The organism is Aliisedimentitalea scapharcae, assembly GCF_045277565.1.
Classification (GTDB): domain Bacteria; phylum Pseudomonadota; class Alphaproteobacteria; order Rhodobacterales; family Rhodobacteraceae; genus Aliisedimentitalea; species Aliisedimentitalea scapharcae.
Map to the genome: position 1 here is coordinate 1944682 of NZ_CP123584.1, position 23948 is coordinate 1968629.

Annotated in this window: 22 protein-coding genes; 16 read left to right on the forward strand and 6 right to left on the reverse strand. The window is 58.8% G+C overall.

Annotation, left to right across the window (positions count from 1 at the left end; genetic code table 11):
• Positions 1-29: 29 nt before the first annotated feature.
• Positions 30-1613, forward strand: coding sequence for an exosortase E/protease, VPEID-CTERM system (xrtE, locus tag QEZ52_RS09145; RefSeq protein ID WP_406649658.1), 1584 nt, complete (start codon positions 30-32; stop codon positions 1611-1613).
• A gap of 97 nt (positions 1614-1710) precedes the next feature.
• On the opposite strand, the gene QEZ52_RS09150 is transcribed toward xrtE, so the two are convergent.
• The 3 genes from QEZ52_RS09150 to QEZ52_RS09160 all read right to left on the reverse strand — a co-directional run bounded on the left by QEZ52_RS09150 (position 1711) and on the right by QEZ52_RS09160 (position 7268).
• On the reverse strand, positions 1711-1950 hold the full coding sequence (locus tag QEZ52_RS09150; RefSeq protein ID WP_406649660.1) for a VPEID-CTERM sorting domain-containing protein: 240 nt from the start codon (positions 1948-1950) through the stop codon (positions 1711-1713).
• 261 nt (positions 1951-2211) lie between these two features.
• Positions 2212-6018, reverse strand: a complete 3807-nt coding sequence (locus QEZ52_RS09155; protein WP_406649662.1) for an efflux RND transporter permease subunit — start codon at positions 6016-6018, stop codon at positions 2212-2214.
• A complete protein-coding gene (locus QEZ52_RS09160) occupies positions 6015-7268 on the reverse strand; it encodes an efflux RND transporter periplasmic adaptor subunit (RefSeq protein ID WP_406649665.1) in 1254 nt (417 codons plus the stop codon). The genes QEZ52_RS09155 and QEZ52_RS09160 overlap by 4 nt, the downstream gene beginning before the upstream one ends.
• 258 nt (positions 7269-7526) lie before the next feature.
• Here QEZ52_RS09160 and QEZ52_RS09165 point away from each other — a divergent pair, with 258 nt between their 5' ends.
• The 5 genes from QEZ52_RS09165 to QEZ52_RS09185 all read left to right on the forward strand — a co-directional run bounded on the left by QEZ52_RS09165 (position 7527) and on the right by QEZ52_RS09185 (position 13065).
• Positions 7527-8186 carry a tetratricopeptide repeat protein gene (locus tag QEZ52_RS09165; protein WP_406649667.1) on the forward strand — a complete coding sequence of 220 codons (660 nt, stop codon included), beginning with the start codon at positions 7527-7529 and terminating at the stop codon, positions 8184-8186.
• A gap of 73 nt (positions 8187-8259) precedes the next feature.
• A complete protein-coding gene (locus QEZ52_RS09170) occupies positions 8260-9588 on the forward strand; it encodes a PQQ-like beta-propeller repeat protein (RefSeq protein ID WP_406649670.1) in 1329 nt (442 codons plus the stop codon).
• 50 nt (positions 9589-9638) lie between these two features.
• Complete coding sequence (gene der, locus QEZ52_RS09175; protein WP_406649673.1) at positions 9639-11111, forward strand: ribosome biogenesis GTPase Der; 1473 nt, start codon at positions 9639-9641, stop codon at positions 11109-11111.
• Positions 11112-11451: 340 nt separating this feature from the next.
• Positions 11452-12402 carry a fatty acid desaturase gene (locus tag QEZ52_RS09180; protein WP_406649677.1) on the forward strand — a complete coding sequence of 317 codons (951 nt, stop codon included), beginning with the start codon at positions 11452-11454 and terminating at the stop codon, positions 12400-12402.
• Positions 12403-12525: 123 nt separating this feature from the next.
• Positions 12526-13065 carry a helix-hairpin-helix domain-containing protein gene (locus QEZ52_RS09185; RefSeq protein ID WP_406649680.1) on the forward strand — a complete coding sequence of 180 codons (540 nt, stop codon included), beginning with the start codon at positions 12526-12528 and terminating at the stop codon, positions 13063-13065.
• A 153-nt stretch (positions 13066-13218) separates the two neighbouring features.
• On the opposite strand, the gene serS is transcribed toward QEZ52_RS09185, so the two are convergent.
• Both serS and QEZ52_RS09195 read right to left on the reverse strand, forming a co-directional pair.
• Complete coding sequence (serS, locus tag QEZ52_RS09190) at positions 13219-14508, reverse strand: serine--tRNA ligase (protein ID WP_406649682.1); 1290 nt, start codon at positions 14506-14508, stop codon at positions 13219-13221.
• Between the two features lie 149 nt (positions 14509-14657).
• Positions 14658-15971, reverse strand: coding sequence for a pentapeptide repeat-containing protein (locus tag QEZ52_RS09195; RefSeq protein WP_406649685.1), 1314 nt, complete (start codon positions 15969-15971; stop codon positions 14658-14660).
• A 201-nt stretch (positions 15972-16172) separates the two neighbouring features.
• Here QEZ52_RS09195 and yajC point away from each other — a divergent pair, with 201 nt between their 5' ends.
• The 10 genes from yajC to QEZ52_RS09245 all read left to right on the forward strand — a co-directional run bounded on the left by yajC (position 16173) and on the right by QEZ52_RS09245 (position 23347).
• On the forward strand, positions 16173-16457 hold the full coding sequence (gene yajC, locus QEZ52_RS09200; protein WP_406649688.1) for a preprotein translocase subunit YajC: 285 nt from the start codon (positions 16173-16175) through the stop codon (positions 16455-16457).
• Between the two features lie 34 nt (positions 16458-16491).
• Complete coding sequence (secD, locus tag QEZ52_RS09205; protein ID WP_406649691.1) at positions 16492-18153, forward strand: preprotein translocase subunit SecD; 1662 nt, start codon at positions 16492-16494, stop codon at positions 18151-18153.
• A 1-nt stretch (position 18154) separates the two neighbouring features.
• Positions 18155-19123, forward strand: a complete 969-nt coding sequence (secF, locus tag QEZ52_RS09210; protein ID WP_406649694.1) for a protein translocase subunit SecF — start codon at positions 18155-18157, stop codon at positions 19121-19123.
• 312 nt (positions 19124-19435) lie between these two features.
• Positions 19436-19789: an Mth938-like domain-containing protein gene (locus QEZ52_RS09215; RefSeq protein WP_406649696.1), complete on the forward strand. Its 354-nt coding sequence runs from the start codon at positions 19436-19438 to the stop codon at positions 19787-19789.
• A 46-nt stretch (positions 19790-19835) separates the two neighbouring features.
• A complete protein-coding gene (gene ccmA / locus QEZ52_RS09220) occupies positions 19836-20450 on the forward strand; it encodes a heme ABC exporter ATP-binding protein CcmA (protein ID WP_406649700.1) in 615 nt (204 codons plus the stop codon).
• Positions 20447-21103, forward strand: a complete 657-nt coding sequence (gene ccmB, locus QEZ52_RS09225; RefSeq protein WP_406649702.1) for a heme exporter protein CcmB — start codon at positions 20447-20449, stop codon at positions 21101-21103. The genes ccmA and ccmB overlap by 4 nt, the downstream gene beginning before the upstream one ends.
• A 42-nt stretch (positions 21104-21145) precedes the next feature.
• Positions 21146-21877, forward strand: a complete 732-nt coding sequence (locus QEZ52_RS09230; RefSeq protein ID WP_406649705.1) for a heme ABC transporter permease — start codon at positions 21146-21148, stop codon at positions 21875-21877.
• Entirely contained in the window at positions 21874-22032 is a 159-nt protein-coding gene (ccmD, locus tag QEZ52_RS09235) for a heme exporter protein CcmD (protein WP_406649707.1), read from the forward strand. Before QEZ52_RS09230 ends, ccmD begins: the two co-directional genes overlap by 4 nt.
• Positions 22025-22567 carry a DsbE family thiol:disulfide interchange protein gene (locus QEZ52_RS09240; RefSeq protein ID WP_406649710.1) on the forward strand — a complete coding sequence of 181 codons (543 nt, stop codon included), beginning with the start codon at positions 22025-22027 and terminating at the stop codon, positions 22565-22567. The genes ccmD and QEZ52_RS09240 overlap by 8 nt, the downstream gene beginning before the upstream one ends.
• Positions 22568-22798: 231 nt before the next feature.
• The gene (locus QEZ52_RS09245; RefSeq protein ID WP_406649712.1) at positions 22799-23347 is read left to right on the forward strand and encodes a DUF2059 domain-containing protein; all 549 of its coding nucleotides are present in this window, start codon (positions 22799-22801) and stop codon (positions 23345-23347) included.
• A 101-nt stretch (positions 23348-23448) separates the two neighbouring features.
• Here QEZ52_RS09245 and QEZ52_RS09250 read toward each other — a convergent pair whose 3' ends face one another.
• Positions 23449-23790, reverse strand: a complete 342-nt coding sequence (locus tag QEZ52_RS09250; protein WP_406649714.1) for a DOPA 4,5-dioxygenase family protein — start codon at positions 23788-23790, stop codon at positions 23449-23451.
• Positions 23791-23948 lie beyond the last annotated feature (158 nt).

Here is a 23948-nt window from a genome sequence, read left to right on the forward strand (position 1 = left end):
TGACAACAGGGCAAAGGCCAAAGACGACCGTGTCGAACCGGATTTATTGGATTATGGGGCTGTTTGCCCTCGAAGTTCTGGCCATCGTGCTGGTTTTTCAGGTGTTTTCATCGGTTGAATGTCGATTGACCGATATCGAAACCGCCTGTCGGGTGCTGCGCAGTGCCCTGATCCGGATGATGTGTCTGGGGGTGGGGCTGGGTGTGCTCATCTGGTTCCGCCCCCAGCTGCGACGCCAAGTGGTGCAATCGGCTGCTGTGCGGCCCAGAGACGAGCTCGGGTTGTGGAGTTTTGTGCATCTGGTGGGGCTGGTCCTGATCTTTTTGCCCTGGCTGTCTGCGGATGCAAACACGTTGAACGGCACCTTTCCCACCTATTTCCTGAGCCTCGCCCTGGGCGGGGTCTGTGCCGCGGTGGGTGGTGTGTTCATGGTGCTGTCCTGGCGTGATGTGGTTCGGTTTGGACGGGCCGGTGGGGTTGCCCTGGCTGTGGTCGTCCTGATCGCGCTTGTGATCCCGGATTTTGCCGCTGTTCTGGCACCGTTGTGGTGGTCGCTGAATGGATTGCTGTTGGCCACGTTCTATGGGGTGGCGGTGGTTTTGTCCGCTCTGGGCAATGACGTAACGCTGAATCCCGACGCCTCGATCATCGGGACGGGAGATTTCTTTGTCGGCGTGGCGGATACATGTTCAGGGATCGAAGGGTTTGCCCTGACCGCCGGGTTCTTTGCCATCTATTCGATGCTGATGCGGGATACTGTCAAATTGGGCCTGTTCTGGGGTCTCATATTCCCGATTGCCCTGCTGATCAGTTGGTTCTTCAACGTGCTCAGGATTGCCGGTTTGATCCTGATCGGGGAATATGTGTCGCCGGATCTGGCCGTCAACGGGTTCCACAGTTTCGCGGGTTGGCTGTTCTTTACCCTGTTGGCCCTGGGGGTGCTGTGGGTGGTCCAGGCCATGCCATCGCTGCACAGGGCGTCCGCCGCCACGCCGGACAAAGATCTGCCGCCCCTGACCGAAGACACGACCGCTGCATTCATTGTGCCGTTTATCGTCTTTATGGTCTCGGGTCTGTTTGCACAGACGTTTTGGCAATATCCGGTGCTGGCCTATCCGGTGCAAATGGCCGCCATGGTCGCGATTCTGTGGGTGTTCCGCAAACCATTCCTTGGGTTGGATTGGGGGTTTGATCCGACTGCCTTTGCGGCCGGAGGCCTGGTCGGTGTCGGGTGGTTGGTCACCGCATCGACCGGCGCGACACAACCGGGCCTGTCGACATTGGGCGCAGGGGCGTTGGTTGCCTGGGGGATCTGCCGGATCATCGGAACATCGCTGTTGGTGCCGGTGATCGAAGAGGCGTTTTTTCGGGGTTATCTGTTGCGCTGGCTTGGTGGGGACCATGTGATCCGCACCGTGTTTGCTGTGGCGGGGTCCAGCCTGGCGTTTGCGATGTTGCATGGGCGCCTGATCGAAGCCGGAGTGGCGGGCGTCATCTTTGCATTGGTAGCGTTGCGACGCGGGCGGGTGACCGATGCCATCATCGCGCATGCAACCGCAAATGGTGTCATCGCGATCGCTGCAGCGATGAGCGGCGACTGGTCATTGATCTGACCGGGTTATCTCTTTGGATTCCGGCAGGGCGTGCAGGCGATTGCTGGCCTCTGCCGGGAGCGCACGCGCCCTCATTTTCCCGCATTGACCGGGCGAGTTAGCGACGGCGACGTTTGATTTCCCGTGTCAGAAGAAGCGCGGCGGCCACTGCGGCTACGGCCAAAGAACCAGTAGAGGCGTCAATCTCGGGCACAGAAGAGCTGGTCGTGCCACCGCCCCCATAGTTCCAGTTCCCCCACCAGGACCACCACCAGCTATAGCTTTGGGCCGACGCAGAAACAGCCGAAAAGGAAAAGATAGGCACAGCGGCGATAAGGGGATAGGCGACGCGTTTCATGTTTGGTCCTCGATAGATCCTGATGCCACTATGGGAAAATCGTAAGGAAATACAAGTTCTTGCCAAACCGCGCACGGGGAATCGCAACAATCGGCACCTGCCGCATGAACTGTTTCACCGTACAGAACAATGGGATGCAAAACAGGGGCGGCTTGGCTGGTTTGTCTGGGCGCGACTGTATCCAGTCGAATCAACCTGTGCGGTGGTGCCCCCACAGAGTCACAAGAGGCGCGCGTAAGGCGCCTCTTGTTTTGCTTGGTCTTATTCCGCCGCCTTGAGCGATGTTGATGCCTGCGTCGGAGGGCGTTTGTTGGCCCGCTGGCCCGTGGTTTCCTCGCCGATGTCCGCATCCCACAGGATTTCGGTTGTGGGCAGTTTGCGCATGGTCTTTTTCAGGCGCATGTCCTGAGCAATGCGGCTGGACCGGCCAGAGGTGATCCGCGCCAGCAGGCGCAGGACCAAGGCCGCATAGGTCGACACCCAGACCCGCATGGCCAACAGGGATGGGGTGACAATCAGGGTCAGAATAGTCGCAATCCCAAGGCCAAAAACCACGGCCGTGGCCAGCTGCTTCCACCACAACGCCGTCGGGCTGTCGATCGAATACCCGCCGTTGATGAAATCCAGGCTCAGCCCGAACATCATCGGCGTCAGACCGGCCATCGTGGTGATGGTGGTCAGCAGAACCGGGCGAATCCGGGCCTCGGCGGTGCGGATGATCGCTTCGATCCGGGGCATGTGTCGGCTGAATTCCTGATATGTGTCGATCAGCACAATGTTGTTGTTCACCACGATCCCGGCCAAAGCCACGATCCCGGTGCCGGTCATGATGATCGAAAACGGCTGTTGCATCACCATCATGCCGATCAGAACGCCGGTCGTGGACAGCACCACCGCCAGCAACACCAGAACCGAGTTGTAGAAACTGTTGAACTGCGCCAGCAGGATGATGAACATCAACCCCAGCGCACCGGCAAAGGCGTTCATCAGGAAGGCACCGGATTCAGCCTGTTCTTCCTGATCACCGGTCCATTCCCAGGTGATGGATTGGGACAGCGGGTCGGTGTCAAGCCATTCGGTGATCACTGCGATCCGTTCGCTGGGATTGACCGGGACAAACCGGGCACCCGCGTCCAGAGCCGTGCGCAGATCGTCGATGGTCGCGGCACCGGTCAGCTGTACCAGCTCCAACTGTTCGCCCGTCGGTCTCTGGATGGTTTCACCCGTCGGCTGGCTGCCCTCGGGGACCGCCCTGAGCAGTGCCAGACGTTTTTCTGCGCCGGCCTCAGCGTCGGGCCCGACCACTTTCATCAGCCCCGGCAACACATCGGCTTTGACGTCATAAAACCGCTCCTGGTCGATGCGGCTGATGGTGGCGACCTTTGGAACCGGTTTGCGGGTGATGAAGTTCGACAACGGCACCAATCCGTCGGCTGTGCGCAGCTTCAGGTTATCCAGGGTCGAAAGCACCCGATCATGTTCAGGCAGACGGACGCGAATTTCGATTTCCTCGTCCGAGGAGTCGACCCGCATCGTATCCAGCAGAATGCCACGGGTCACCAGCTGAACCATGGCCCCAACGGTGGCGACATCGGCGCCATAGCGCCCGGCCTTGGCGACATCGACGTCGATCTGCCAGTCGATACCGGGCAAGGGCAGGGTGTCTTCAATCAGGGTCAGACCGGGGGTCTGGTCGAAGTGCGTCCGTGCCGCCAGTGCCGAACTCGTGAGATCTTCCCATTTGTCGCCGCGAATGCGCAGATGAATCGGTTTGCCCTGTCCGGGGCCCTGTTCCAACGCATTCAGTTCGGCTTCGAAACCAGGCAACTTGGCCAGTTCGGCCTTGAGCTCGTCGATCACGGTATTGCCGGTGAAATCGGTTGCGGTCACCTGTCGGGTCAGATGGCCATAGAACCAGGGTTCGGACTGGGTCGGGCGGTCTTCCCATGGGATGATTTCGAACTGAACCTGACCAACGGTATCTGCGGGGGATTGCCCGCCACCGGGCCCGCCGGTGTCCAGCCCGCCTTCGCCGGCAAAGGCAAAGACGTTGATCACCGCAGGGTGGGCCGAAATGACGTCTTCGACCTGCTGTACCATCGCGTCATTTTCCGTCAACGATGTATTGCCACGGGCCCGGACATAAACCGTGGCCTGTTCCGGTTCGGTGTCGACAAAGAATTCGACGCCACGAGAATTGGCAGGGAACAAAACGACCGCCACATAGAACACGCTGGCAAACACGGTACCGACCGCGACGATGGGCATGATCGGATTGCCAACGAGAAACTTGATGAGATAGCCGAACGCAGTGTGGCGGTACCCTGGGCGCACGCGCTTGGGGGCACGTTCGATCCGCGCTGCACCCAATGTGATGGACGCGGCAAAAGCCGAGAACACAAACAACACCGCCCCCAGGATCGATCCCATCAGGGGCGGCACCCCGACGCCAGGCAACAGATAGGATGAATTCAGGACCTGCATGATGCCCAGAAACATGCCGTACATCGCAGGCGGTACCAAAATCACCCGCACCAGCCAGGGAAGTTTTGCACGCAACCAGTCAGATCCATGCTGGAACACCCGGCTCATCCGGCCGGACACACCACCCACAACAGGCAGATACAGCAGCGCCACCAGCAGAGACGCGGACAAGACAAAGATCATGGTGACCGGCAACATGCCCATGAATTCGCCCGGAACGCCGGGCCAGAACAGCATCGGCAGGAAGGCGCAAAGCGTTGTGGCCGTGGACGAGACCACCGGCCAGAACATCCGCTGTGCGGCCTCGACATAGGCATGCATCGGACCAGTGCCTTCCTTGATCCGTTTGTCGGCATATTCGACCACCACGATGGCCCCATCGACCAACATACCGACCGCCAGGATCAGGCCGAACATCACCATGTTGGAAATGGTGACCCCCATCAGCGCCAAAAAGGCAAAACACAGCAGGAAAGAGGTCGGAATCGCAAAACCAACCAGCATCGCCGCCCGGCTCCCCAATGCCGACAGGATGACGATCATGACCAGCGCAACGGCGGTCAGAACCGATCCTTCGAGCTGGCGCACCATCGACCCGACGACCCGGCTTTGGTCGTTCGACGTCCCGACGGTCACGGCGGCTTGCAGTTCGTTGGGCCACTTGCGCTGTGCCTCTGCCAAAGTCGCTTTGACCTCGTCAACGGTGTCGATCAGGTTGAACCCTTTGCGTTTGACCACTTGCAGGGCCAGGGTGTTTTCGCCGTCGAACCGGGCGGTGCCCTTGCGGTCTTCGAAGGTATAATTGATCTCGGCCAGCTCTCCCAGCGTCACCACCCGGTCGCCGTTGGTCTTGACCGGCAGCGCGTAGATGTCGCGCACGTCATCAAACGAGGATGGGATCTTGACCGAGAAGGTCCCCTGATCGGTTTCGACTTCGCCCGCTGCGATCAGCTGGTTGTTGTTTCGAACGACGTTGATCAGCTCCAGCGCGGTGACGTTATAGGCCTCCAGCCGCAGGGGGTCGATCAGTACTTCGACCATCTCGTCACGATTGCCGGCTATGCCCGCCTCGAGAACCGCATCCAGGGCCTCGAAATCGTCCTGAAGATCCTTGGCCAGCCTGGCCATGGTGCGTTCGGGCACGTCGCCGGTCAGGTTGACGATGACGATCGGGAATTCGGAAAAGTTGATTTCCTTGATGGTGTATTGTTCCGCCCCATCCGGAAAATCGGCCTGGGCCGTGTTCATCGCGTCGCGCACATCAGCAATGGTCGAACTTTTGTCCCACCCGAAATCGAACTCCAACAGCAGACCCGCATAGTTTTCCGCCGCGGTGGCGGTCATCTTTTCCAGCCCGTCGAGATCGACCATCTCGGTTTCCATCGGCTTGATTAGCAGGCTTTCGCTGTCCACCGCCGAAATACCCGGGAACTGTACCGATACAAACAGCATCGGGATGTCGATGTCCGGCTCGCCTTCCTTGGGCAGGCTGGCATAGGAAAAGGCCCCGACCAAAATCGAAATCGCGATAAAGGCCAGAACCATCCGGGCCCTGTCGGCGGCCCAATTGACGACGCCGATCATTGGGTTGCCTCCCGAAGGGTGGGTGCAACAGCGACGCCCTTGGTGACGAAATCCTGTCCGACCACGATGATGTCTGCGGTTTCGGGCAACCCGTCCAACCAGACGCCATCCACTTCGTCACGCAACAGCTTGACCGGGATGAAATCGACCACATTGTCCGGCCCGACGGTTCGGACCCCAAGAACACCGGCATTGTTCAGTGTCAGCGCCGATTGAGGCACCTTATGAGCGTTTGCCCCGGCCGAAGAGATGGCGATATCCGCAGTTTGTCCGTCGCGAATGGACAGATCTTCGTTCGGAACGGTGATTTCGACTTCGAATGTGCGGGTGGTCGGGTCAGCGGACCGGCTGAGGAAGGTGACATGACCGGTGATCCGCTCCCCGGTGGACAGCTCGGCACCGGCCAATGCACCGGGGATCACCCGGTTGACTTCGGATTCGGGGACAAAGCCGACAACCTTGATCGGATTCAGCTGGATGACCGTGCCGCACAGGCTGCCCGGTTGCATGAAGCTGCCCAATTCCGCGGTGTCGGTTTCCAACAGCCCGTTAAAGGGCGCGCGGATTGCAAGACGGGAGATGTCCCATTCTGCCGCCGCAACAGCGGCCTCGGCCGCTTCGATCCCGGATGCCGTTGCCTCCAGCCCCGCTTCGGCGCTGGCAATCCCGGCTAGGGCGGCACGTTCGGACGCTTCGGCCGAAACCCGGCGGGTTTCAGATGCATACCCGCCTTCGGACAGTTTCTGCGCGGCGTTCAGGTTGATCTGGGCTTCGGCCAGACGGGCCTGTGTTTCGACCAGTTTGGCCTGCGCTTCGGGAACCCGGCTTTTGGCTTCGACCAGGCGGGCGCGGGCTTCGGCCAGATTGGCATCCCGAACACCGGGGTCCAGCTGGCACAACAATTCGCCTTTGGTGATATGGGCACCCTTGCGCAACGGTTCGGACAACACGGTGCCCGCAGTTTCGGCGCGCACTTCGACCTGTCGGACGGCCCGTGTTTCCCCGCGCAGAACCACCGCACTGTCGATGGCCTGTGCTGCGCTGCGCATCACAACAACGCCGATGGCACCCGAAGTTTCAGCCGCAGCGGCGACAGCGTCCGCCATGCCGTCGCCGTCCGGTTCCGGGGCAGGAAGTTGTTCAGCTGCGGCATCATTGCGGGCAAAGGCCAGCAACGCTTCGCGCTGAAACACAGCAAAGAACAGTCCGGCGGTTACCAGAATGGCGGTAAGAAGCGGGATCAGTCGCATATTGGTCTTCTCTCAATCAAACACGGCAAGTCAATATTTCGAACGCAGTGGTTACCGGCGATATAGGTGTTGTCCAGACTAAACTAACCAGTTCAGATTATTTTTTTTCGCCTCGGGACGCAATATTGGGGGAAAATGCGGCTCGGCGGCCACTTGGCTTGCCTGTTCTGGCGGGGTAAGAGATGTCCGACACCCTTGTTGGCCAATGGGATTGGCCCCCGGAAAACCCGGAAGCAAGTACAGGATAGAGGCCAGGACATGAGCGACACAGACAGTTTTATCGAAGAGGTGACCGAAGAGGTCCGCCGTGACCGTCTGTTTTTGATGCTCAAGCGGTATGGCTGGATTGGCGTGGTTGCGATTCTGGTGATCGTCGGTGGGGCCTCCTACCGTGAATACACCAAATCACAGGAACAGGCACAGGCACAGGCATTGGGCGACGCGTTGATCGGTGCCCTGGCCGCCAATGATGCGGCGGGCCGGGCCGATGCGCTTGGCAATGTGGCCACCGAGCAGGCGGGCAGCGCCGCAATCGCGGGTCTGTTGGCCGCTGGGGCCCTGGCCGAAGCTGGCGACACCGAAAAGGCGGTTGCCAAGCTGAAAGAGGTGGCGTTGCTGGGCGAGGTTCCGCAGATTTATCGCAATATCGCAACCTTCAAGGCGCTGTTGCTGCAATCCGACACCCTGTCGGTCGCGGAACGCCGGCTGCAATTCGAATCCCTCGCCACACCTGGCGCGCCGTTGCGGTTGCTCAGCGAAGAGCAGCTGGCGCTGTTGGATATCTCCGAAGGGCAGTCCGAGGCTGCGATTGACCGTCTACAGGCCATCATTGTTGACTCCGAGGCCAGCTCGGACTTGAAACAGCGGGCCAGCCAAGTGATTGTGGCCCTTGGGGGGACACCTGCAGCGGCCTCCTGATGGGTGGCCCGTGGCGACCAATGTTGGACGGGCAGGCGACAAGCAAGAAACAGAAAGACAGGGCAGACCCAAAATGAAAGCAGCATTTTACCGCTCCCGCGCCGGTCTGGTGGCGCTTGGTTGTTCCGCTCTGGTCGGTCTTGCCGGGTGTTCTGAACGCGAAGTGATCCTGCCTGGGGTGCGCGAAGATATTCGCCCCAATCAGGCCGACGCGCTTGAGGTTGAAAACCGGTCGCAGGCGATTCGCCTGTCCAGTCAGTCCAGAAATGCATCCTGGCCCCAATCGCCGGGTATGCCAGTGTACCGGACGGACAATGCGGCCCTGTCTGCGGCACCGCGCCTGCTCTGGAGCACCTCGATTGGTGAAGGCGATGGACGCCGCCAGCGGATCACGGCATCGCCCGTGGTTGGTGGCGGGTTGATTTACACGCTGGATGCCTCGTCGACCATCAGCGCCGTGTCGCCATCCGGACAGCGCGTCTGGCAGGCCACCATTCTACCGCCCCAGGACGGTGACGGAGAAGCCACCGGAGGCGGGATCGCCTTTCACAAGGGCACGCTGTATGTGTCATCCGGTTTTGGTGTGCTAACAGCCTTTGACGCAAAATCGGGTGCGCAACGCTGGCGTCAGGAACTGGAAGCGACCGGAAGCGGCACGCCAACCGTGGTTGACAATTTCGTGTATCTGATCGCCGGAGACGACACCGGATGGGCCATCAATGCAGACAATGGGCGCATCCTGTGGCAAGTGACTGCAACCCCGAGCGCCGCGAATGTTCTGGGCGCACCGGCCCCCGTGGTCGCGTCCGAGCTGGCTGTGTTCAGTTTTGGGTCGGGTGATGTTGTTGCGACCTTTAAACGTGGCGGTTTGCGCCGCTGGGACGCGTCGGTGTCCGGGCGTCGGATAGGCAGCGCGTCAGCCCGCATTCTGGATGTGACCGGCAGCCCGATGATCGTGGGAAACAAGATCGTTACCGGCAATCACTCGGGGCGGACCGTGGCGATGGATTCAGTCACGGGTCAGCGGATCTGGACCCAGCACGAAGGGGCGTTGGGACCGCTTTGGCCCGCAGGTGACAGCCTGTTTTCGGTTACGGACACCAATTATCTCGCGCGTTTGGCCCAGTCCGATGGAGAAGTGATCTGGAAGGTAGAGTTGCCGGGATTTGTCAAAAACAAACCCAGGAAGCGGTCCGAGATCGTCGCCCACTACGGTCCTATTGTGGCAGGCGGGCAGGTCGTGCTGGCCTCCAACGACGGGCTCTTGCGCTTCTTCAAACCCGAAGATGGCTCTCTGGTGCGCAGCATCGAAGTGCCGGATGGGGCCACCACGGCTCCGGTCGTTGCGGGCGGAACACTGTACGTGGTTTCGACCAAGGGTGAATTGCACGCTTTCCGTTGACGCATGGATGCGCTATGAAGCGCGTCTGATTCAGAGATTGCAGGCCGCAAATGTCGTTTACCCTCGCCGTCGTGGGGCGCCCGAATGTGGGCAAGTCCACGTTGTTCAACCGCCTAGTCGGCAAAAAGCTGGCGCTGGTCGATGACCAGCCCGGTGTGACTCGTGACCTGCGCGAAGGCGAAGCCCGTCTGGGTGATTTGCGCTTTACGGTGATTGACACGGCCGGGCTCGAAGATGCCACCGACAATTCGCTCGAGGGCCGGATGCGCCGCCTGACCGAACGGGCCGTGGACATGGCGGATATATGTCTGTTCATGATTGACGCCCGTGCCGGGGTCACGCCGATTGACGAAATGTTTGCCGAGATTTTGCGCAAACGGTCCGCGCATGTGATTCTGGCGGCCAACAAGGGCGAAGGCAGCGCCGCCGACTCGGGCGTTATCGAAGCCTATGGGCTGGGGTTGGGCGAGCCGATCCGCCTGTCTGCCGAACATGGCGAAGGTTTGAACGACCTGTATTCCCAGCTGTTGCCGCTGTCCGAAGAATTCGAAAAGCGCGCCCGGGACGATGCGCCCGAAACGGACGTGGATCTGGACGACACTGACGAGGAGGGGGATGAATTTGACGATCTGCCCCCGCAGCCGACCGCTGAAAAACCGTTGCAAATCGCTGTGGTGGGGCGCCCCAACGCGGGCAAGTCGACGCTGATCAACAAGATCCTAGGCGAAGACCGCCTGTTGACCGGTCCCGAAGCCGGCATCACCCGCGATGCCATTGCGCTGCGGCTGGACTGGCAGGGCACGCCCATGCGGATCTTTGACACCGCCGGAATGCGCAAGAAGGCCAAAGTACAGGAAAAACTGGAAAAACTGTCGGTGTCAGACGGGCTGCGGGCGGTAAAGTTTGCCGAAGTCGTGGTGGTTCTTCTGGATGCGGCAATTCCGTTTGAACAGCAGGATCTGCGCATTGCAGACCTGGCCGCGCGCGAAGGGCGTGCCGTGGTCGTGGCGGTCAACAAATGGGATGTCGAGGACGAAAAACAGGAAAAACTGCGCGCGCTCAAGGAAGCGTTCGAGCGGCTTTTGCCGCAACTGCGCGGTGCGCCGCTGATCACCGTGTCGGCCAAGACCGGCCGGGGGCTGGATCGGCTGCATGCGGCCGTGCTCAAGGCGTATGATGTCTGGAATCGCCGCGTGCCGACCGCGACCCTGAACCGTTGGTTGACAGGGATGCTGGAACAGCACCCACCACCAGCGCCACAGGGTAAACGCATCAAGCTGCGCTATATGACCCAGGCCAAGACCCGGCCGCCCGGTTTTGTGGTGATGTGCAGCCATCCCGACAAGGTGCCAGAAGCCTATTCCCGCTATTTGATCAATGGGTTGCGTCAGGATTTTGATATGCCGGGCACGCCGATCCGATTGACGATGCGCGGGCAGAACGACAAGAACCCTTATAAGGGTCGCAAAAAACCTGGCTCGTCACGTTTGCGCAAACACCTCAAAACACCGGGCCGCGACTGACTTCCTGCTCTCAGGGGGCCGGCGCTGCATTTTCCATTCCAGGCCCGACCGGTTGCATTTGCCGCAGTTCAAACCCCATGCTGGGACCTTGGCACAGGGGGCGGGACCTGTCCCAGAAGGCAAGCGGAACATGGGTGTTATGATGGAGACGTGGATGCATGATCCGGATCCCTGGTTCGCCACGTAACGTAGCAGCCGCCTGAACGCGGTTTTTCGCTTCGCCCCCTTGCCAAGCGGGCTGTGGGGCGGCACTTTGCCGAAACTGGCGCTGGTCTGACGTGCCCGGCTGCCTGAAAATGAATTTGACAGAGGCAGTCCGCTTTGGGGCTGGGGCCTGACCATGGATCTCAGAAGCTATACGCGCCAATTTGCGCACAGAGACAACCGGCTGGCATCGCTCAGCTATTTTGGTACTTTTGTGGTCTATTTCACCTCTCTCTATCTGGCGATTGCCTATGCGTCCAATGGCTTGATCCTGGTTGTCGCCGGGATGGTGCATGCCTTTTCTGCTGTGCGTCTCTACGTGTTGCAGCATGACTGTGGGCATCATTCGCTGTTTGAAAGCCGCAGCCAGAACGAACTGGCTGGCCACGTCCTGTCTCCGTTCACCTTTGCACCCTTTGAAGTGATGAAGCAGAACCACAATCTGCACCACGCGGGGGTCGGCAATCTGGAACAGCGTGAAACCGGCGAAATTCACACCATGACCCTACGTGAATGGAAGCAGGCAGGGTTCGGAACCCGACTGTTCTATCGTCTCTATCGCAGCCCTTGGATCCTGATCCCGGTCGGGTCCATGTTCACCTATTTCATTCGCTACCGCTGGCCCAAGAATACGATGCGTTTCGGCGTGGCAGGCGTGCTGTTGCACAATGTGTCCATCGTGGTTTTTCTTGGATGTCTCTACGCTTTGGCAGGGACAACTGGCGTGCTGATCTGGTTGTTGTTCTCCTTTGTGGGGGGGATGATCGGGGTGTTTCTGGTCTATTTGCAACACAATTTCGAAGACACCTATTGGGGCCGGCGCCCGGATCTGGACCCGCAAAGGGCCGCGATCCAAGGGGCATCCTGTCTGGACTTCGGGTGGTTCTTTGATTTGGCTGTGGCCAATATCACCCTGCATGACATCCATCATTTCAACGCGCGGATTCCCTCCTATCGGCTCAGAACCTGTCACCATTCGATGCCCGAAGACATGGCTCCGCGTCGAATCGGGTTTATAGAGGCGGTTCAGGCGCTAAAGCTCAAGTTGTGGGACGAAGACCGCCAGCGGCTGGTTCCCTTTCCCTGAGCCGATCTAGGCCGGGCTAGTCTCCTGGATCATCGGGTGTTTTCCAAAATTCGTCTGTATCTGTGTGACTTCTTTGCTAAGGTTGCATCGGAAATCGCGAAAAAATGAACATTTGGAGATCACATGACACCCATTATCGAACTGCGTGGCGTTGGTCAGTCTTTGGATCGGGTCTTGCGGGAGAACGGGATCGCGTCGGTTGAGGATCTGGCGCAGCGTGATCTGGCCAGCCTGTTGACCATTCGCGGCATTGGCGAAAACAATGGCGTTAAACTGCTGGCCGCGGCCCAGATCCTTTTGGCCCCCGAGAACGAACAGGCGGTCGCTCAACCTGTGTCCAGCGCCAAACCAGCCCCCAAACCAGAGCCCAAGTTGAGCAAGAAGAAAGCAGCCGCTCAGGCGCTGGCCAAGGCCAAGGCCGAAGCGGACCAATGGGCGCGCAAGCAGGCCAAAGCCAAAGCCAAGGCCAAGAAAGCCGCCAAAAAGGTCGAAGATCTGAGCGTCGAATTTGCCAAGGCCAAGGAAAAGGCCAAAACCAAGGCCAAGAAGGCCAAAGCCAAAGCCAAAAGCGACATCGCACACGAACGGCGCAAGGAACAGGCGATCAAAGCTGGTCAGAAAGTTCCGAAGAAAAAGAAAAAGGGGAAGTCAGGCAAATCCTGAACTGCGCCACCTGAACTGCGCTGGATGGGCCTGTCTTGGGCCGGTGCCCAGATCATCGTCTCCCATGCCACCGCGCCGTGACCGATGCAAAAGCAATTGGGGGCACATCGACCGATGCGCCCCCTGGTTTTGGTGTGTGGATGCGGGCCCTGATCAGACCAGCTTACCGTCCTTGTCCAACGTGGTCTTGCCGCCCAGATAGGGGGCCAGAGCAGCGGGCAGGCTGACAGAACCATCGGCGTTCTGGCCGTTTTCCAGAACCGCGATCAGACACCGCCCGACGGCCAGCCCCGATCCATTCAGCGTGTGCACGAAATCCGGCTTGCCGCCATCGGTGGGTTTAAAGCGGGCATTCATCCGGCGGGCCTGAAAATTGCCACAGACCGACACTGACGAAATTTCGCGATAGGTGTTCTGACCGGGCAGCCAGACTTCGATGTCGTGGGTCTGGCGTGCACCGAACCCCATGTCGCCGGTGCACAGCACCACAGTGCGATAGGGCAGGCCCAGACGCTCCAGAATACCCTGAGCGCATTCGGTCATGCGGTCCAGCTCGGCCCGGCTGTGGTCGGGATGGGTGATCGACACCATTTCGACCTTTTCGAACTGGTGTTGGCGCAGCATCCCCGATGTATCCCGTCCGGCGCTGCCGGCTTCGGACCGGAAGCACAGCGAATGCGACGTCATGCGCACCGGCAGGTCGGCTTCGGCCAGGGTTTCGCCATTGGCGGTGTTGGTCAGCGTCACTTCGGATGTCGGGATCAGCCACCAGCCGTTGGTGGTCTGATAGCTGTCTTCGCCGAATTTGGGCAGCTGCCCGGTGCCATACATCATTTCTTCGCGCACGATGACGGGGCCATTGACCTCGGTCAGACCATTTTCGCCTGTGTGCGTGTCCAGCATGAATTGGGCCAACGCCCGATGCAGCCGCGCGATATGGCCGCGCATCATCACAAAACGCGACCCCGACAGCTTGGCCCCCATTTCGAAATCCAGGCCCTGCGCGCCGGCCAGTTCGTAATGTTCCTTGGGCGCGAAATCAAAGCTGCGCGGCGTGCCCCAACGACGGATTTCGACGTTGTCGTCCTCATCCGCGCCCACAGGCACGTCGTCATAGGCGAGGTTCGGGATCACCTCGAGCGCGGCCGTCAGCTGCGCGTCCAGCTCCTTGGCCTCGGCCTGCATGGCGGCAACTTCGGCCTTTTTCTCGGACACCAGCGCGCGCAGGCGTTCAAACTCGGCCTCGTCACCGCTGGCCTTGGCAGCGCCCACGGATTTCGATGCCTTGTTCTGGTCGGCCTGTGCGGTTTCAGCGGCCAGGATCTTGGCCCGGCGGGCTTCGTCCAGCGCCAGGATCGTTGATGACACCGGCGCATCCCCACGGCGCGCAACAGCGGCGTCAAAAGCGGCAGGGTTTTCACGGATCGCACGGATGTCATGCATGTCGATATGCTCCTAGGCGGTTGAATCAGTATCCCCAGCATATGCCCCAAGGTTTAACGAAGGGGAAGCTGGAATGGGGGGAGAGGGCGAAGATTGGCCGCAGTGGGGTATTTTGGTCGGGGCGGGGCGGGTTAGGGTTGCGGGTCGTCTCAGGTCGACGGGTCGTTGGGGTCGAAGCCGATGGATTTTTGCCAAGCGTTCTTTTGATCGCGGAATTTCTCTGCTGAAAGAACCAGATCCCAGCCCTCTTTTCTTTTAAGGTGATTGGCGAGTTTTACTGAACCGTCATAGAACACACTATCTATTTGCGACTGTGACAAATTAACTTTAGAGCAATCAACGTCCCTAAAAGAAGCTCCTCGCAAAATGGCGTTTCTAAAATCAGTGCCCTCATCCATCTGAGCCCAGGAGAAGTTAACACCTTGCAGTCGTGCTTGGGTTAGGTCGGCCCCATGTATTTGAGCACCGAAAAGGTTACTACCCTGCATACTTGCCTTAAACAAAAAGGCGTTTTGCAGTACTGCACCAAAAAGGTCAGCTTGTTGCATCTGAGCCTCGTAAAGTAGAGCACCGCTAAAATCGACGCTAGAAAGGTCAGCCCATTGCATTTGAGTGTCGGAAAGATTGGCACCCGTCAAATTTGAGCCTGTAAGGTAAAACTTCTGGAGATTGACTTTTTGCAGATCAATCTCAACTGACTTTGGGTCAACTTCTTCTATTCTCTTAAGCGTTCCTAGAACTTGAACAGCGGTTTCCATATCGGATCTGCTAACACATACAGACTTGCTTAAATCGTCTAGCTCTTTGCTATTGTTGGATGTCGGGAAAAGCACTGGAGAGCATTCTTTTGACAGTTCTCTAACGTAGATATTCAGAAGCCTAGAGATTTGACGCGCAGCGTTTGGCTGTTCTTCTGCTAGGCTCCTAAGTCGACTTAGGGCAAAGTTTCTGCTTGCTACGTCATCTTCCCATCTGGTTTGGCGACCTTTCCAAACCTGGCGCCTTGCATGCAGGCCATCGCTGGTAGCGTTAATTTTCTCGTTGAACAGGGACGCTTGCGCGATTTCGGTTTGTTTTTGCGTCAAACCCAACCGGATCAGAGTTTTAGGAAAGGCAACTATGGCACCTAGAACAGCAGTCAGAGCGGTAAGCTTGGCAAGCGCGAAGCGCCAATTCCAAATTGCTTTGGGGTCCTGAGACCATTGCGACCAGAGTAGGTCCCAGATCAGTCCAACAAGCCCGATAAAGAGCAATCCAAATATGGCTCCCCACAGGAGTATGCCAATTAGAAACAGCCCTGGATTGACCTGGTCCAGGTTCAGGCGTTTTTGAAACCGTTCCAATTGGGCAATGTGGTGGGTGCCGCTGGGGAAGGCTCCGAAGATCAGGAAGACCGACAAGAACAGGTCAACGGCCCAGACGAGGCCCCAAAACAGTTCGGGTTCAATTGGCAATTCGGTCATAAATGCGGCCTCAAATACGGTGGTGCCGCATCCTGACGTGAAAGCGCGTCAGGGCCAAGGGGGCGGGGCGCGTGGAGCCGGGGGAAATCAGATCGACTGGTGGGGCGGGGTGCTCTTGCAAACACCCCCACCAGCGCATAGGTTCCCGCAAAATTCACACGCGGGACAACCCCGTGTTTGCCCTACACAAAGGAATATCCCATGGATGGTGGCGCAATTGCCCAGTTTCTCCCGCTCATTCTGATCTTTGCGATCATGTATTTCCTTCTGATCCGTCCGCAGCAGAAGAAAATGAAGGATCATCAGGCCATGGTCGACGGTGTGCGTCGTGGTGATCAGGTTGTCACCCAAGGTGGCATCATCGGCAAGATCGCCAAGGTCAAGGAAGACGGCGAGCTGGAAGTCGAGATCGCTGACGGTGTCAAGGTTCGTGTGGTCAAGGCGACCATCGCACAGGTGCTGAGCAAGACCGAACCTGCAAGCTGAACTCTGGCCTTCAACAATCTGAAAAGGCAGGGGAATGCTGCAAATTGATCTTTGGAAGCGGGTGCTGATCTGGCTGGTTTGTGTAACTGGTCTGCTGCTGGCCCTGCCGAATGCCTTCTACACCCGCGTCGAACAATCCAACGACGCGGTTGCCGCGATCGAGATTGGCGCGGACACGGACGAAAACCAGGCGACGGCCGGGCAATGGCCGTCGTTTCTGCCCTCGGCGCTGGTAAATCTGGGGTTGGACCTGCGCGGTGGGGCACATCTGTTGGCCGAAGTGCAGGTCGCGGATGTCTATGCTGCGCGCATGGATGCGATGTGGCCGGAAATTCGCGATGCGCTGCGCCCGGAACGGGCCACCATCGGCACCTTCCGCCAACAGCCCGGTCCCGAAGATCAACTGCGGATTCGCATCTCCAACCCCGAAGGCATGTCCCGCGCATTGGAAATCGTGCGGGGAATGGCCCGCCCGATCCAGTCGCTGACAGGGGCGGGATCCACCGACATCACAGTCACCAGCGATGGTGATGTGCTGACCGTGCAACTGAGCGACGCCGAAAAGCTGGCCACGGACGATCGCACCGTGCGCCAGGCGCTGGAAATCGTGCGCCGCCGGATCGACGAGGTCGGTACCCGCGAGCCGACCATCCAACGCCAGGGTGCAGACCGGATCCTGATCCAGGTGCCCGGTATCGGCAGCGCGTCCGAATTGAAGGCCATCATCGGCACCACTGCGCGTCTGGCCTTTCACCCGGTGGTTGGCCGGGGCAGCGATGGTGACGCATCGGCGGGTGTCGGCAACAAACTGGTGCCATCTCTGGATGAGCAGGGCATTTTCTATACCATCGAATCCGCACCTGTCGTGACGGGTGAGGAACTGGTGGATGCGCAGCCGTCGTATGATCAAAACGGGCGGCCCGCGGTGAACTTTCGCTTCAACACCTCCGGCGCGCGCAAGTTCGGCGACTATACGGCCGAAAACATTGGCAGCCCTTTTGCCATCGTTCTGGATGACGAAGTGGTCAGCGCCCCTGTGATCCAATCGCATATTCCAGGTGGGTCGGGCATCATCACCGGACGCTTTACAGTCGAAGACAGTACCAATCTGGCGGTGCTGCTGCGCGCAGGGGCATTGCCCGCTGAACTGACCTTTCTCGAAGAACGGACCATTGGACCCGAATTGGGACAGGACAGCATTGATGCAGGCAAGATCGCCACGGCGGTCGCCTTTATCGGGGTGCTGGTGTTCATGGGGCTCAGCTATGGTCTGTTTGGCCTGTTTGCCAATGTGGCGTTGATTCTGAACATCGGGCTGATCTTTGGCCTGTTGTCGCTGATCGGGGCGACGCTGACGCTGCCGGGGATCGCCGGGATCGTGTTGACCGTTGGTATGGCGGTGGACGCCAATGTGTTGGTGTTTGAACGGATCCGCGAAGAGCTGAAGACAGCCAAAGGTCCGGCCCGTGCCATTGAACGGGGATATGAAAAGGCGCTGAGCGCCATTCTGGATGCCAATATCACCACCTTCATCACCGCTGTGATCCTGTTTGCCATGGGGTCGGGGCCAGTGCGCGGCTTTGCCATTACGCTGGGGCTGGGCATCATGACGTCGGTGTTCACCGCGATCTTTGTCACGCGGGTGATTATCGTGATGTGGTTTGAACGGCGCCGTCCGAAAACGATCGAGGTATGACATGAGACTGAGACTTGTTCCCAAGGAAACCTCGTTTGACTTCTTTAACAGCTGGAAGCTGTGGGTTGGCCTGTCGAGCCTGATGATGGTGTTGTCCATCGGAGCGTTTGTGGTGATGGGGCTGAATTTTGGCATCGATTTCCGGGGCGGAACCACGATCCGGACGCAAAGCAGCCAGGCCGTGGATGTCGGGTCCTATCGCGGTTCGATTGAACCCCTGGGGCTGGGGGATGTGTCGATCACCGAAGTGTTCGATCCGACCTTTGATGCCGATGAACATGTGACCATGATCCGCATTCAGGCCCAGGAAGGCGCTGAATCGGTAACGGCTGATGTGATTGCGCAGGTGGAAACTGCACTGACAACCGTGTCGCCGGACATCAAATTCGTCTCCGTGGAATCGGTAGGGCCCAAGGTATCGGGCGAATTGATCACCACCGCGGTCTATGCGGTGCTGTTGGCGATCGGCGCGGTTCTGGTCTACATCTGGTTGCGGTTTGAATGGCAGTTTGCGCTGGGGGCCGTTGCGGCGCTGGTGCATGATGTGGTGTTGACTATCGGGGTTTTCTCGGTGGTGCAGATCAAATTCGACCTGGCCATCATTGCCGCGTTGCTGACTATTGTGGGCTATTCGTTGAACGATACCGTGGTCGTGTTCGACCGGGTGCGGGAAAACCTGCGCAAGTTCAAGAAGATGTCGCTGGCGCAGGTGCTGAACCTGTCGATCAACGAAACGCTCAGCCGGACAGTCATGACCTCGGTCACAACGTTGTTGGCGCTGATTGCGCTGTTTGTGCTGGGTGGTGATGTGATCCGCGGGTTTGTCTTTGCGATGATCTGGGGTGTTGTGGTCGGGACCTATTCGTCGGTCTTTGTTGCCTCGACCATCCTGTTAAGGCTGGGCGTCAAGCGGGATTGGTCAAAACAGGCCAATAACGCGGGCAACCAGTTCGGAAATATTGATGCCTGACGCTACGGCGGCGGTCCTGGAACCTCCAGGGCTGATCTGGATGTTTCTGGCCTTGGGGAGCCGCGGGCCTTGTCCGCGGCTTTTCTGGTTTTGGCGCTGCGATGATCTTTGGCCCGGTGGCGACACACTCTGTGCCAACAGCAGGCATGATGTTTCAGATGGTCGGGACGCGACCAGCGGCGACCAAGGCGGTGTTTGACCCCATGCGGGAGAAGCTCTATCGCGTAGGGTCATATACGGTTACCACCTGGGTCATACTCATCGGGCTGCTGATCCTAAAGTGACCCCTGCGACGAAAAAGGACGACACATTATGCAACTGTCAGAAGTGGGCTTTGGCGACGTAAAACCTGTCGATGGATACGGGGACGGTTTCTTTCGCGTCGGTGGGGTCGTATTTCAGGGGTCGATCTTGACCAGTGTCAAAGGCACTGCCTCTTGGGGCGGGTATCAGGACAGCGCGCCATTGGTGGCGCTGGCCAAAGAGTTTGATGTGCTGTTGGTGGGGACCGGGCCGGAAATCGCCCATATTCCCGCTGATCTGCGCAGGACATTGGAACAGGCCGGATTGGGGGTCGAGGTGATGAATTCACCTGCCGCCTGCCGGACCTACAATGTTCTGCTCTCCGAAGGTCGGCGCGTCGCATTGGCGGCCCTGACCGTCTGACAGGTCGAGCGGCAGAAACGATAGAAACGAGAACAAGGCAGCTGGCATGAGCCTGAGCGTAACCGATCTGACCATCGCCCGTGGCGGTGTCCCTGTGCTGGAGGGGCTGAGGTTTGCCCTGACGCCGGGGCATGCGATGATCCTGCGCGGCCCGAATGGAATTGGCAAGACGACGCTGCTGCGCACTGTGGCCGGGTTGCAGCCGCCGGTGTCGGGGACGGTCACAGGGGCCGATGACACCATTGCCTATGCGGGCCATTCCGATGGCATCAAACCGACGCTGACGGTGTCGGAAAACCTGCGGTTCTGGGCCAGCGTGTTCGGGGCCGGATCCATTGAACCGGCGCTGAACGCCTATGACCTGGCAGGGTTGGCCGATCGCCACGCAGGCAACCTGTCCGCCGGACAGAAACGCCGATTGGGCCTGTCGCGGCTGGTGGTAACCGGGCGCCCGATCTGGGTGCTGGATGAGCCCACCGTGTCGCTGGATGTCAAGGCGGTCGAAATGTTTGCCGATGCAGTGCGCGCGCATCTGGGACAGGGGGGATCGGCGTTGATCGCGACGCATATCAAACTTGGGCTCGAAGGCGACGTTCTGGATGTGGGCCCGTTCAAGGCCAAGCCACCCGAGATTGACGATTTTGACGGAGGCTTCCTGTGATTGCTCTGTTGATGCGTGATTTGCGGCTGTCCTTGCGGGCCGGTGGCGGGTTTGGCCTGGGGTTGGCGTTCTTCCTGATCGTGACGGTGATGGTGCCGTTTTCGGTGGGGCCGCAATCGTCGCTGCTGGCCGAGATCGCCCCGGGCGTTTTGTGGCTGGGCGCGCTGTTGGCGTGCCTGTTGTCGCTGGATCGTCTGCTGGCGCTGGATTGGGAGGACGGCTCGCTCGATTTGCTGGCCACCGCACCGCTGCCGCTGGAAAGCACCGTGACAATCAAGGCCTTGGCCCATTGGATCACCACAGGTCTGCCGCTGGTTCTGGCCGCGCCGGTGTTGGGTGTGTTGCTGAACCTGCCGACACCCGGATACACTTGGGTGGTCGTGTCGCTGTTGCTGGGTACGCCTGCGCTGTCGGTGATCGGCACCTTTGGTGCGGCGTTGACCGTGGGGCTGAAACGGGGCGGGCTGTTGCTGTCGCTGTTGGTGATGCCGCTATACGTGCCGACGCTGATCTTTGGGGCCGAAGTTGCCCGCCGTGGGGCCATTGGCATGGACACCCACACCCCGATGTTGATGCTGGCGGGGATCACCGCTGCCAGCATTGCGTTGTTGCCCTTTGCCAGCGCTGCGGTGCTGCGGGTCAACCTGCGCTGATGTGATTTGAAAGAAACCCGAAGGAAGAGCTAAATACCCGTTATGTCATTCTGGGAATATGCCAATCCAAAGAAGTTCCTGACCACCACCGAACGGGTGATGCCGTTCCTGTGGCTGACGTCAGGCACCCTGGTGGCCGTGGGCCTGATCTGGGGGTTCTTTTTCACGCCTGACGATTATCGTCAGGGATCAACGGTCAAGATCATCTTTCTGCATGTGCCCGCTGCGATGACGGCGATCAATTGCTGGGTGATGATGCTGGTTACCTCGCTGGTGTGGATCGTGCGCCGCCACCATGTCAGCGCGCTGGCCGCCCGGGCCGCTGCGCCCATCGGGGCGGTGATGACAGTGATCGCATTGATCACCGGAGCGATCTGGGGCCAGCCGATGTGGGGCACCTGGTGGGAATGGGATCCGCGTCTGACGTCGTTCCTGATCCTGTTCCTGTTCTACCTGGGGTACATGGCGCTGTGGGAGGCGATTGATAACCCGGATACCGCCGCTGATCTGACTTCGGTCCTGTGTCTGGTGGGGTCGGTGTTTGCCCTGCTCAGTCGCTATGCGGTGAATTTCTGGAACCAGGGATTGCATCAGGGCGCGTCGCTGAGTTTGGACAAGAAGGAAAACGTGGCGGATGCGTTCTCCAACCCGCTGTATGTCTGTCTGGCGGGGTTTGTTTTGCTGTTCATTGCGTTGGTGTTTTATCGGACCGGAACCGAAATCCGGGCCCGGCGGATCAAGGCGCTGTTGGCGCGTGAAAGGATTGGCGCATGATACCTGATCTGGGAAAATATGCAGACACGGTGCTGTCAGCCTATGGGGCGTCGTTGCTGTTGCTGGCTTTGCTGGTGGTGATGTCGATCCGGCGCGGGCGCAAGGTGCGCGCCGAAATGAAACAGATCGAAGATCGGATAACACGCAATGGCTAAGATCTCTCCCCTGATGATCGCGCCGCCGGTGATCTTTGGCGCGTTTGTGCTGCTTGCTGCCGTGGGCATGTTCCGCGAGGATCCCAATTCCCTGCCGTCGGCGCGGGAAAATCAACCTGCCCCGCCGGTTGTGTTGACCGAATTCCCAGGCAAGCCGGGCTTTAGCGATGAAACCCTGCGGGACGGTGAGGTCAAACTGGTCAACTATTGGGCCAGCTGGTGCGCGCCCTGTCGTGTGGAGCACCCCAATCTGGACAAGCTGGCCAACGAAGGCGTCACCATTCTGGGCATCAACTATAAGGACCAACAGGCCAATGCCACGGCGTTCCTGAACGAATTGGGCGATCCCTATGCCGGATTGGGCCGGGATGAACAGGGCCGGATGGGGTTGGATTGGGGCGTCTACGGCGTGCCGGAAACCTATGTGATCGACGGCAATGGAACCATCATCCTGCGTCACGCGGGCCCGGTGACCGAACGGGTGATCGAAAAGACCCTGCGCCCGGCGATGGAAAAGGCCAAGGGCGGCAGCTGATTTCCAAGGCGTTCCTCGGATTATTATTGGGGGACGCAACACCGGCATGCGAGTGCGCCAATGTGTTGAATTGATTGCACCTTTGGCTGATTTTCAGAGCTAAAGAAAGGATTGGACGTGCGAGACGCTATTCGTGTGGAGCATTCAATACCGAAATCTCATGTTCAGGGTTAACTCTGCCTTGCGTTGATTTTTAATTTTTCTCATAAATCCATGGTAGAAAATTTCTAAGTGATCGGAATTCTTGTGAAAACATTTTTTTGTGCATGTGCCATCTCTCTGATTGGTCTCGGTTCGCCTGTTCACGCGAACCCAAAGAAAGCGGCGGCCGAATATATCGTCAGCCAAACCATCACCCGGTCCATGCTTGAAGGAGCCATTGCCGCACAAAGGCCGATGATGATTGATGCGGTTCAATATCAATTGAATGCCAAAGGAACAACGCTCACGGACCCCGACAGGTTTTTCGACCTGTTGATGGAAGAGTTCTTGAGTGAATTCACCCAGTCGATGCAGGAACAAAGCGCTTCAGTTTATCTCAGGAATTTTTCCAAACAGGAACTGACGGATATCGCCGCATTCTTCCAAACCGACTCCGGTCAGGCCTATGTACTGGCGACTCCGAAACTGATGAGCGAAGGGGCGCGGATGGGGCAGGTTGCGGGGCGTAAGGCCGGCAAGAATGCCGCAAAACGTCTGGCTACACGTATTGAGGACGAGGGGCTTGTTGTTGTCGAAGACCCGAGCCTGTTGTCTCGTTTGCTTGACGCACTTCAATAAAACCGGTCAACAATCGCGATGGCAACAAATTTGGCACCTCTTGTCCGAGGGGACATGCAGCATTTGCGAGCCTTGCAAGCCGGTGCTGGACCCGCCTCAAGTCAATTAAAAATCGACAGGTCCAGCTCTAACCCGGTACCCAACCAGATGCCATGATCGCGGTGATCTTTGAGGTGGTCGCTGGTTTCGGGGTGGGCAAACACGATCAACCCGTCGCGATTCAGAGCCAGCCAGGGCAGCAGCTGCGAGAATTGATCAGGCGTTGCGCCCAATTGGCAGGACCACATCGGGTGCGGTCCGACATTTCGTTCATGAACACGCCCCATAACGACGCCAAACTGGTCCGCAGCTGATTGGCACAGCTGTCGGGCCTGCTCGACGGTGTCTGAACTAAAATAGACGTGGGCGTGATAGCCGGTGATGGTTTGGATGTCCTGTGTCATGTCCGGACAATCAGGGATCTTGATCCAATTGGCAATTCATCTGGTGCCAACATCATCTGTGCAAAAATGCAGCCCGCATCTTTTGGGTCCTGTGCGTAAATCCGCCCCGGTTGTGCCAAGAAAAAAGCCCCGCCAGAAGGCGAGGCTTTGATCATTCT

What these genes read in the sequence shown, in the direction of transcription:
- der (WP_406649673.1), top strand. Translation starts at nt 9,639, where the DNA reads ATGTCGTTTACCCTCGCCGTCGTGGGGCGCCCGAATGTGGGCAAGTCC.
- QEZ52_RS09170 (WP_406649670.1), top strand. Translation starts at nt 8,260, where the DNA reads ATGAAAGCAGCATTTTACCGCTCCCGCGCCGGTCTGGTGGCGCTTGGT.
- ccmA (WP_406649700.1), top strand. Translation starts at nt 19,836, where the DNA reads ATGAGCCTGAGCGTAACCGATCTGACCATCGCCCGTGGCGGTGTCCCT.
- ccmD (WP_406649707.1), top strand. Translation starts at nt 21,874, where the DNA reads ATGATACCTGATCTGGGAAAATATGCAGACACGGTGCTGTCAGCCTAT.
- QEZ52_RS09240 (WP_406649710.1), top strand. Translation starts at nt 22,025, where the DNA reads ATGGCTAAGATCTCTCCCCTGATGATCGCGCCGCCGGTGATCTTTGGC.
- QEZ52_RS09195 (WP_406649685.1), bottom strand. Translation starts at nt 15,971, where the DNA reads ATGACCGAATTGCCAATTGAACCCGAACTGTTTTGGGGCCTCGTCTGG.
- secF (WP_406649694.1), top strand. Translation starts at nt 18,155, where the DNA reads ATGAGACTGAGACTTGTTCCCAAGGAAACCTCGTTTGACTTCTTTAAC.
- QEZ52_RS09150 (WP_406649660.1), bottom strand. Translation starts at nt 1,950, where the DNA reads ATGAAACGCGTCGCCTATCCCCTTATCGCCGCTGTGCCTATCTTTTCC.
- QEZ52_RS09230 (WP_406649705.1), top strand. Translation starts at nt 21,146, where the DNA reads ATGTCATTCTGGGAATATGCCAATCCAAAGAAGTTCCTGACCACCACC.
- QEZ52_RS09215 (WP_406649696.1), top strand. Translation starts at nt 19,436, where the DNA reads ATGCAACTGTCAGAAGTGGGCTTTGGCGACGTAAAACCTGTCGATGGA.
- secD (WP_406649691.1), top strand. Translation starts at nt 16,492, where the DNA reads ATGCTGCAAATTGATCTTTGGAAGCGGGTGCTGATCTGGCTGGTTTGT.
- QEZ52_RS09185 (WP_406649680.1), top strand. Translation starts at nt 12,526, where the DNA reads ATGACACCCATTATCGAACTGCGTGGCGTTGGTCAGTCTTTGGATCGG.
- QEZ52_RS09155 (WP_406649662.1), bottom strand. Translation starts at nt 6,018, where the DNA reads ATGATCGGCGTCGTCAATTGGGCCGCCGACAGGGCCCGGATGGTTCTG.
- QEZ52_RS09180 (WP_406649677.1), top strand. Translation starts at nt 11,452, where the DNA reads ATGGATCTCAGAAGCTATACGCGCCAATTTGCGCACAGAGACAACCGG.
- QEZ52_RS09160 (WP_406649665.1), bottom strand. Translation starts at nt 7,268, where the DNA reads ATGCGACTGATCCCGCTTCTTACCGCCATTCTGGTAACCGCCGGACTG.
- QEZ52_RS09165 (WP_406649667.1), top strand. Translation starts at nt 7,527, where the DNA reads ATGAGCGACACAGACAGTTTTATCGAAGAGGTGACCGAAGAGGTCCGC.
- yajC (WP_406649688.1), top strand. Translation starts at nt 16,173, where the DNA reads ATGGATGGTGGCGCAATTGCCCAGTTTCTCCCGCTCATTCTGATCTTT.
- QEZ52_RS09250 (WP_406649714.1), bottom strand. Translation starts at nt 23,790, where the DNA reads ATGACACAGGACATCCAAACCATCACCGGCTATCACGCCCACGTCTAT.
- serS (WP_406649682.1), bottom strand. Translation starts at nt 14,508, where the DNA reads ATGCATGACATCCGTGCGATCCGTGAAAACCCTGCCGCTTTTGACGCC.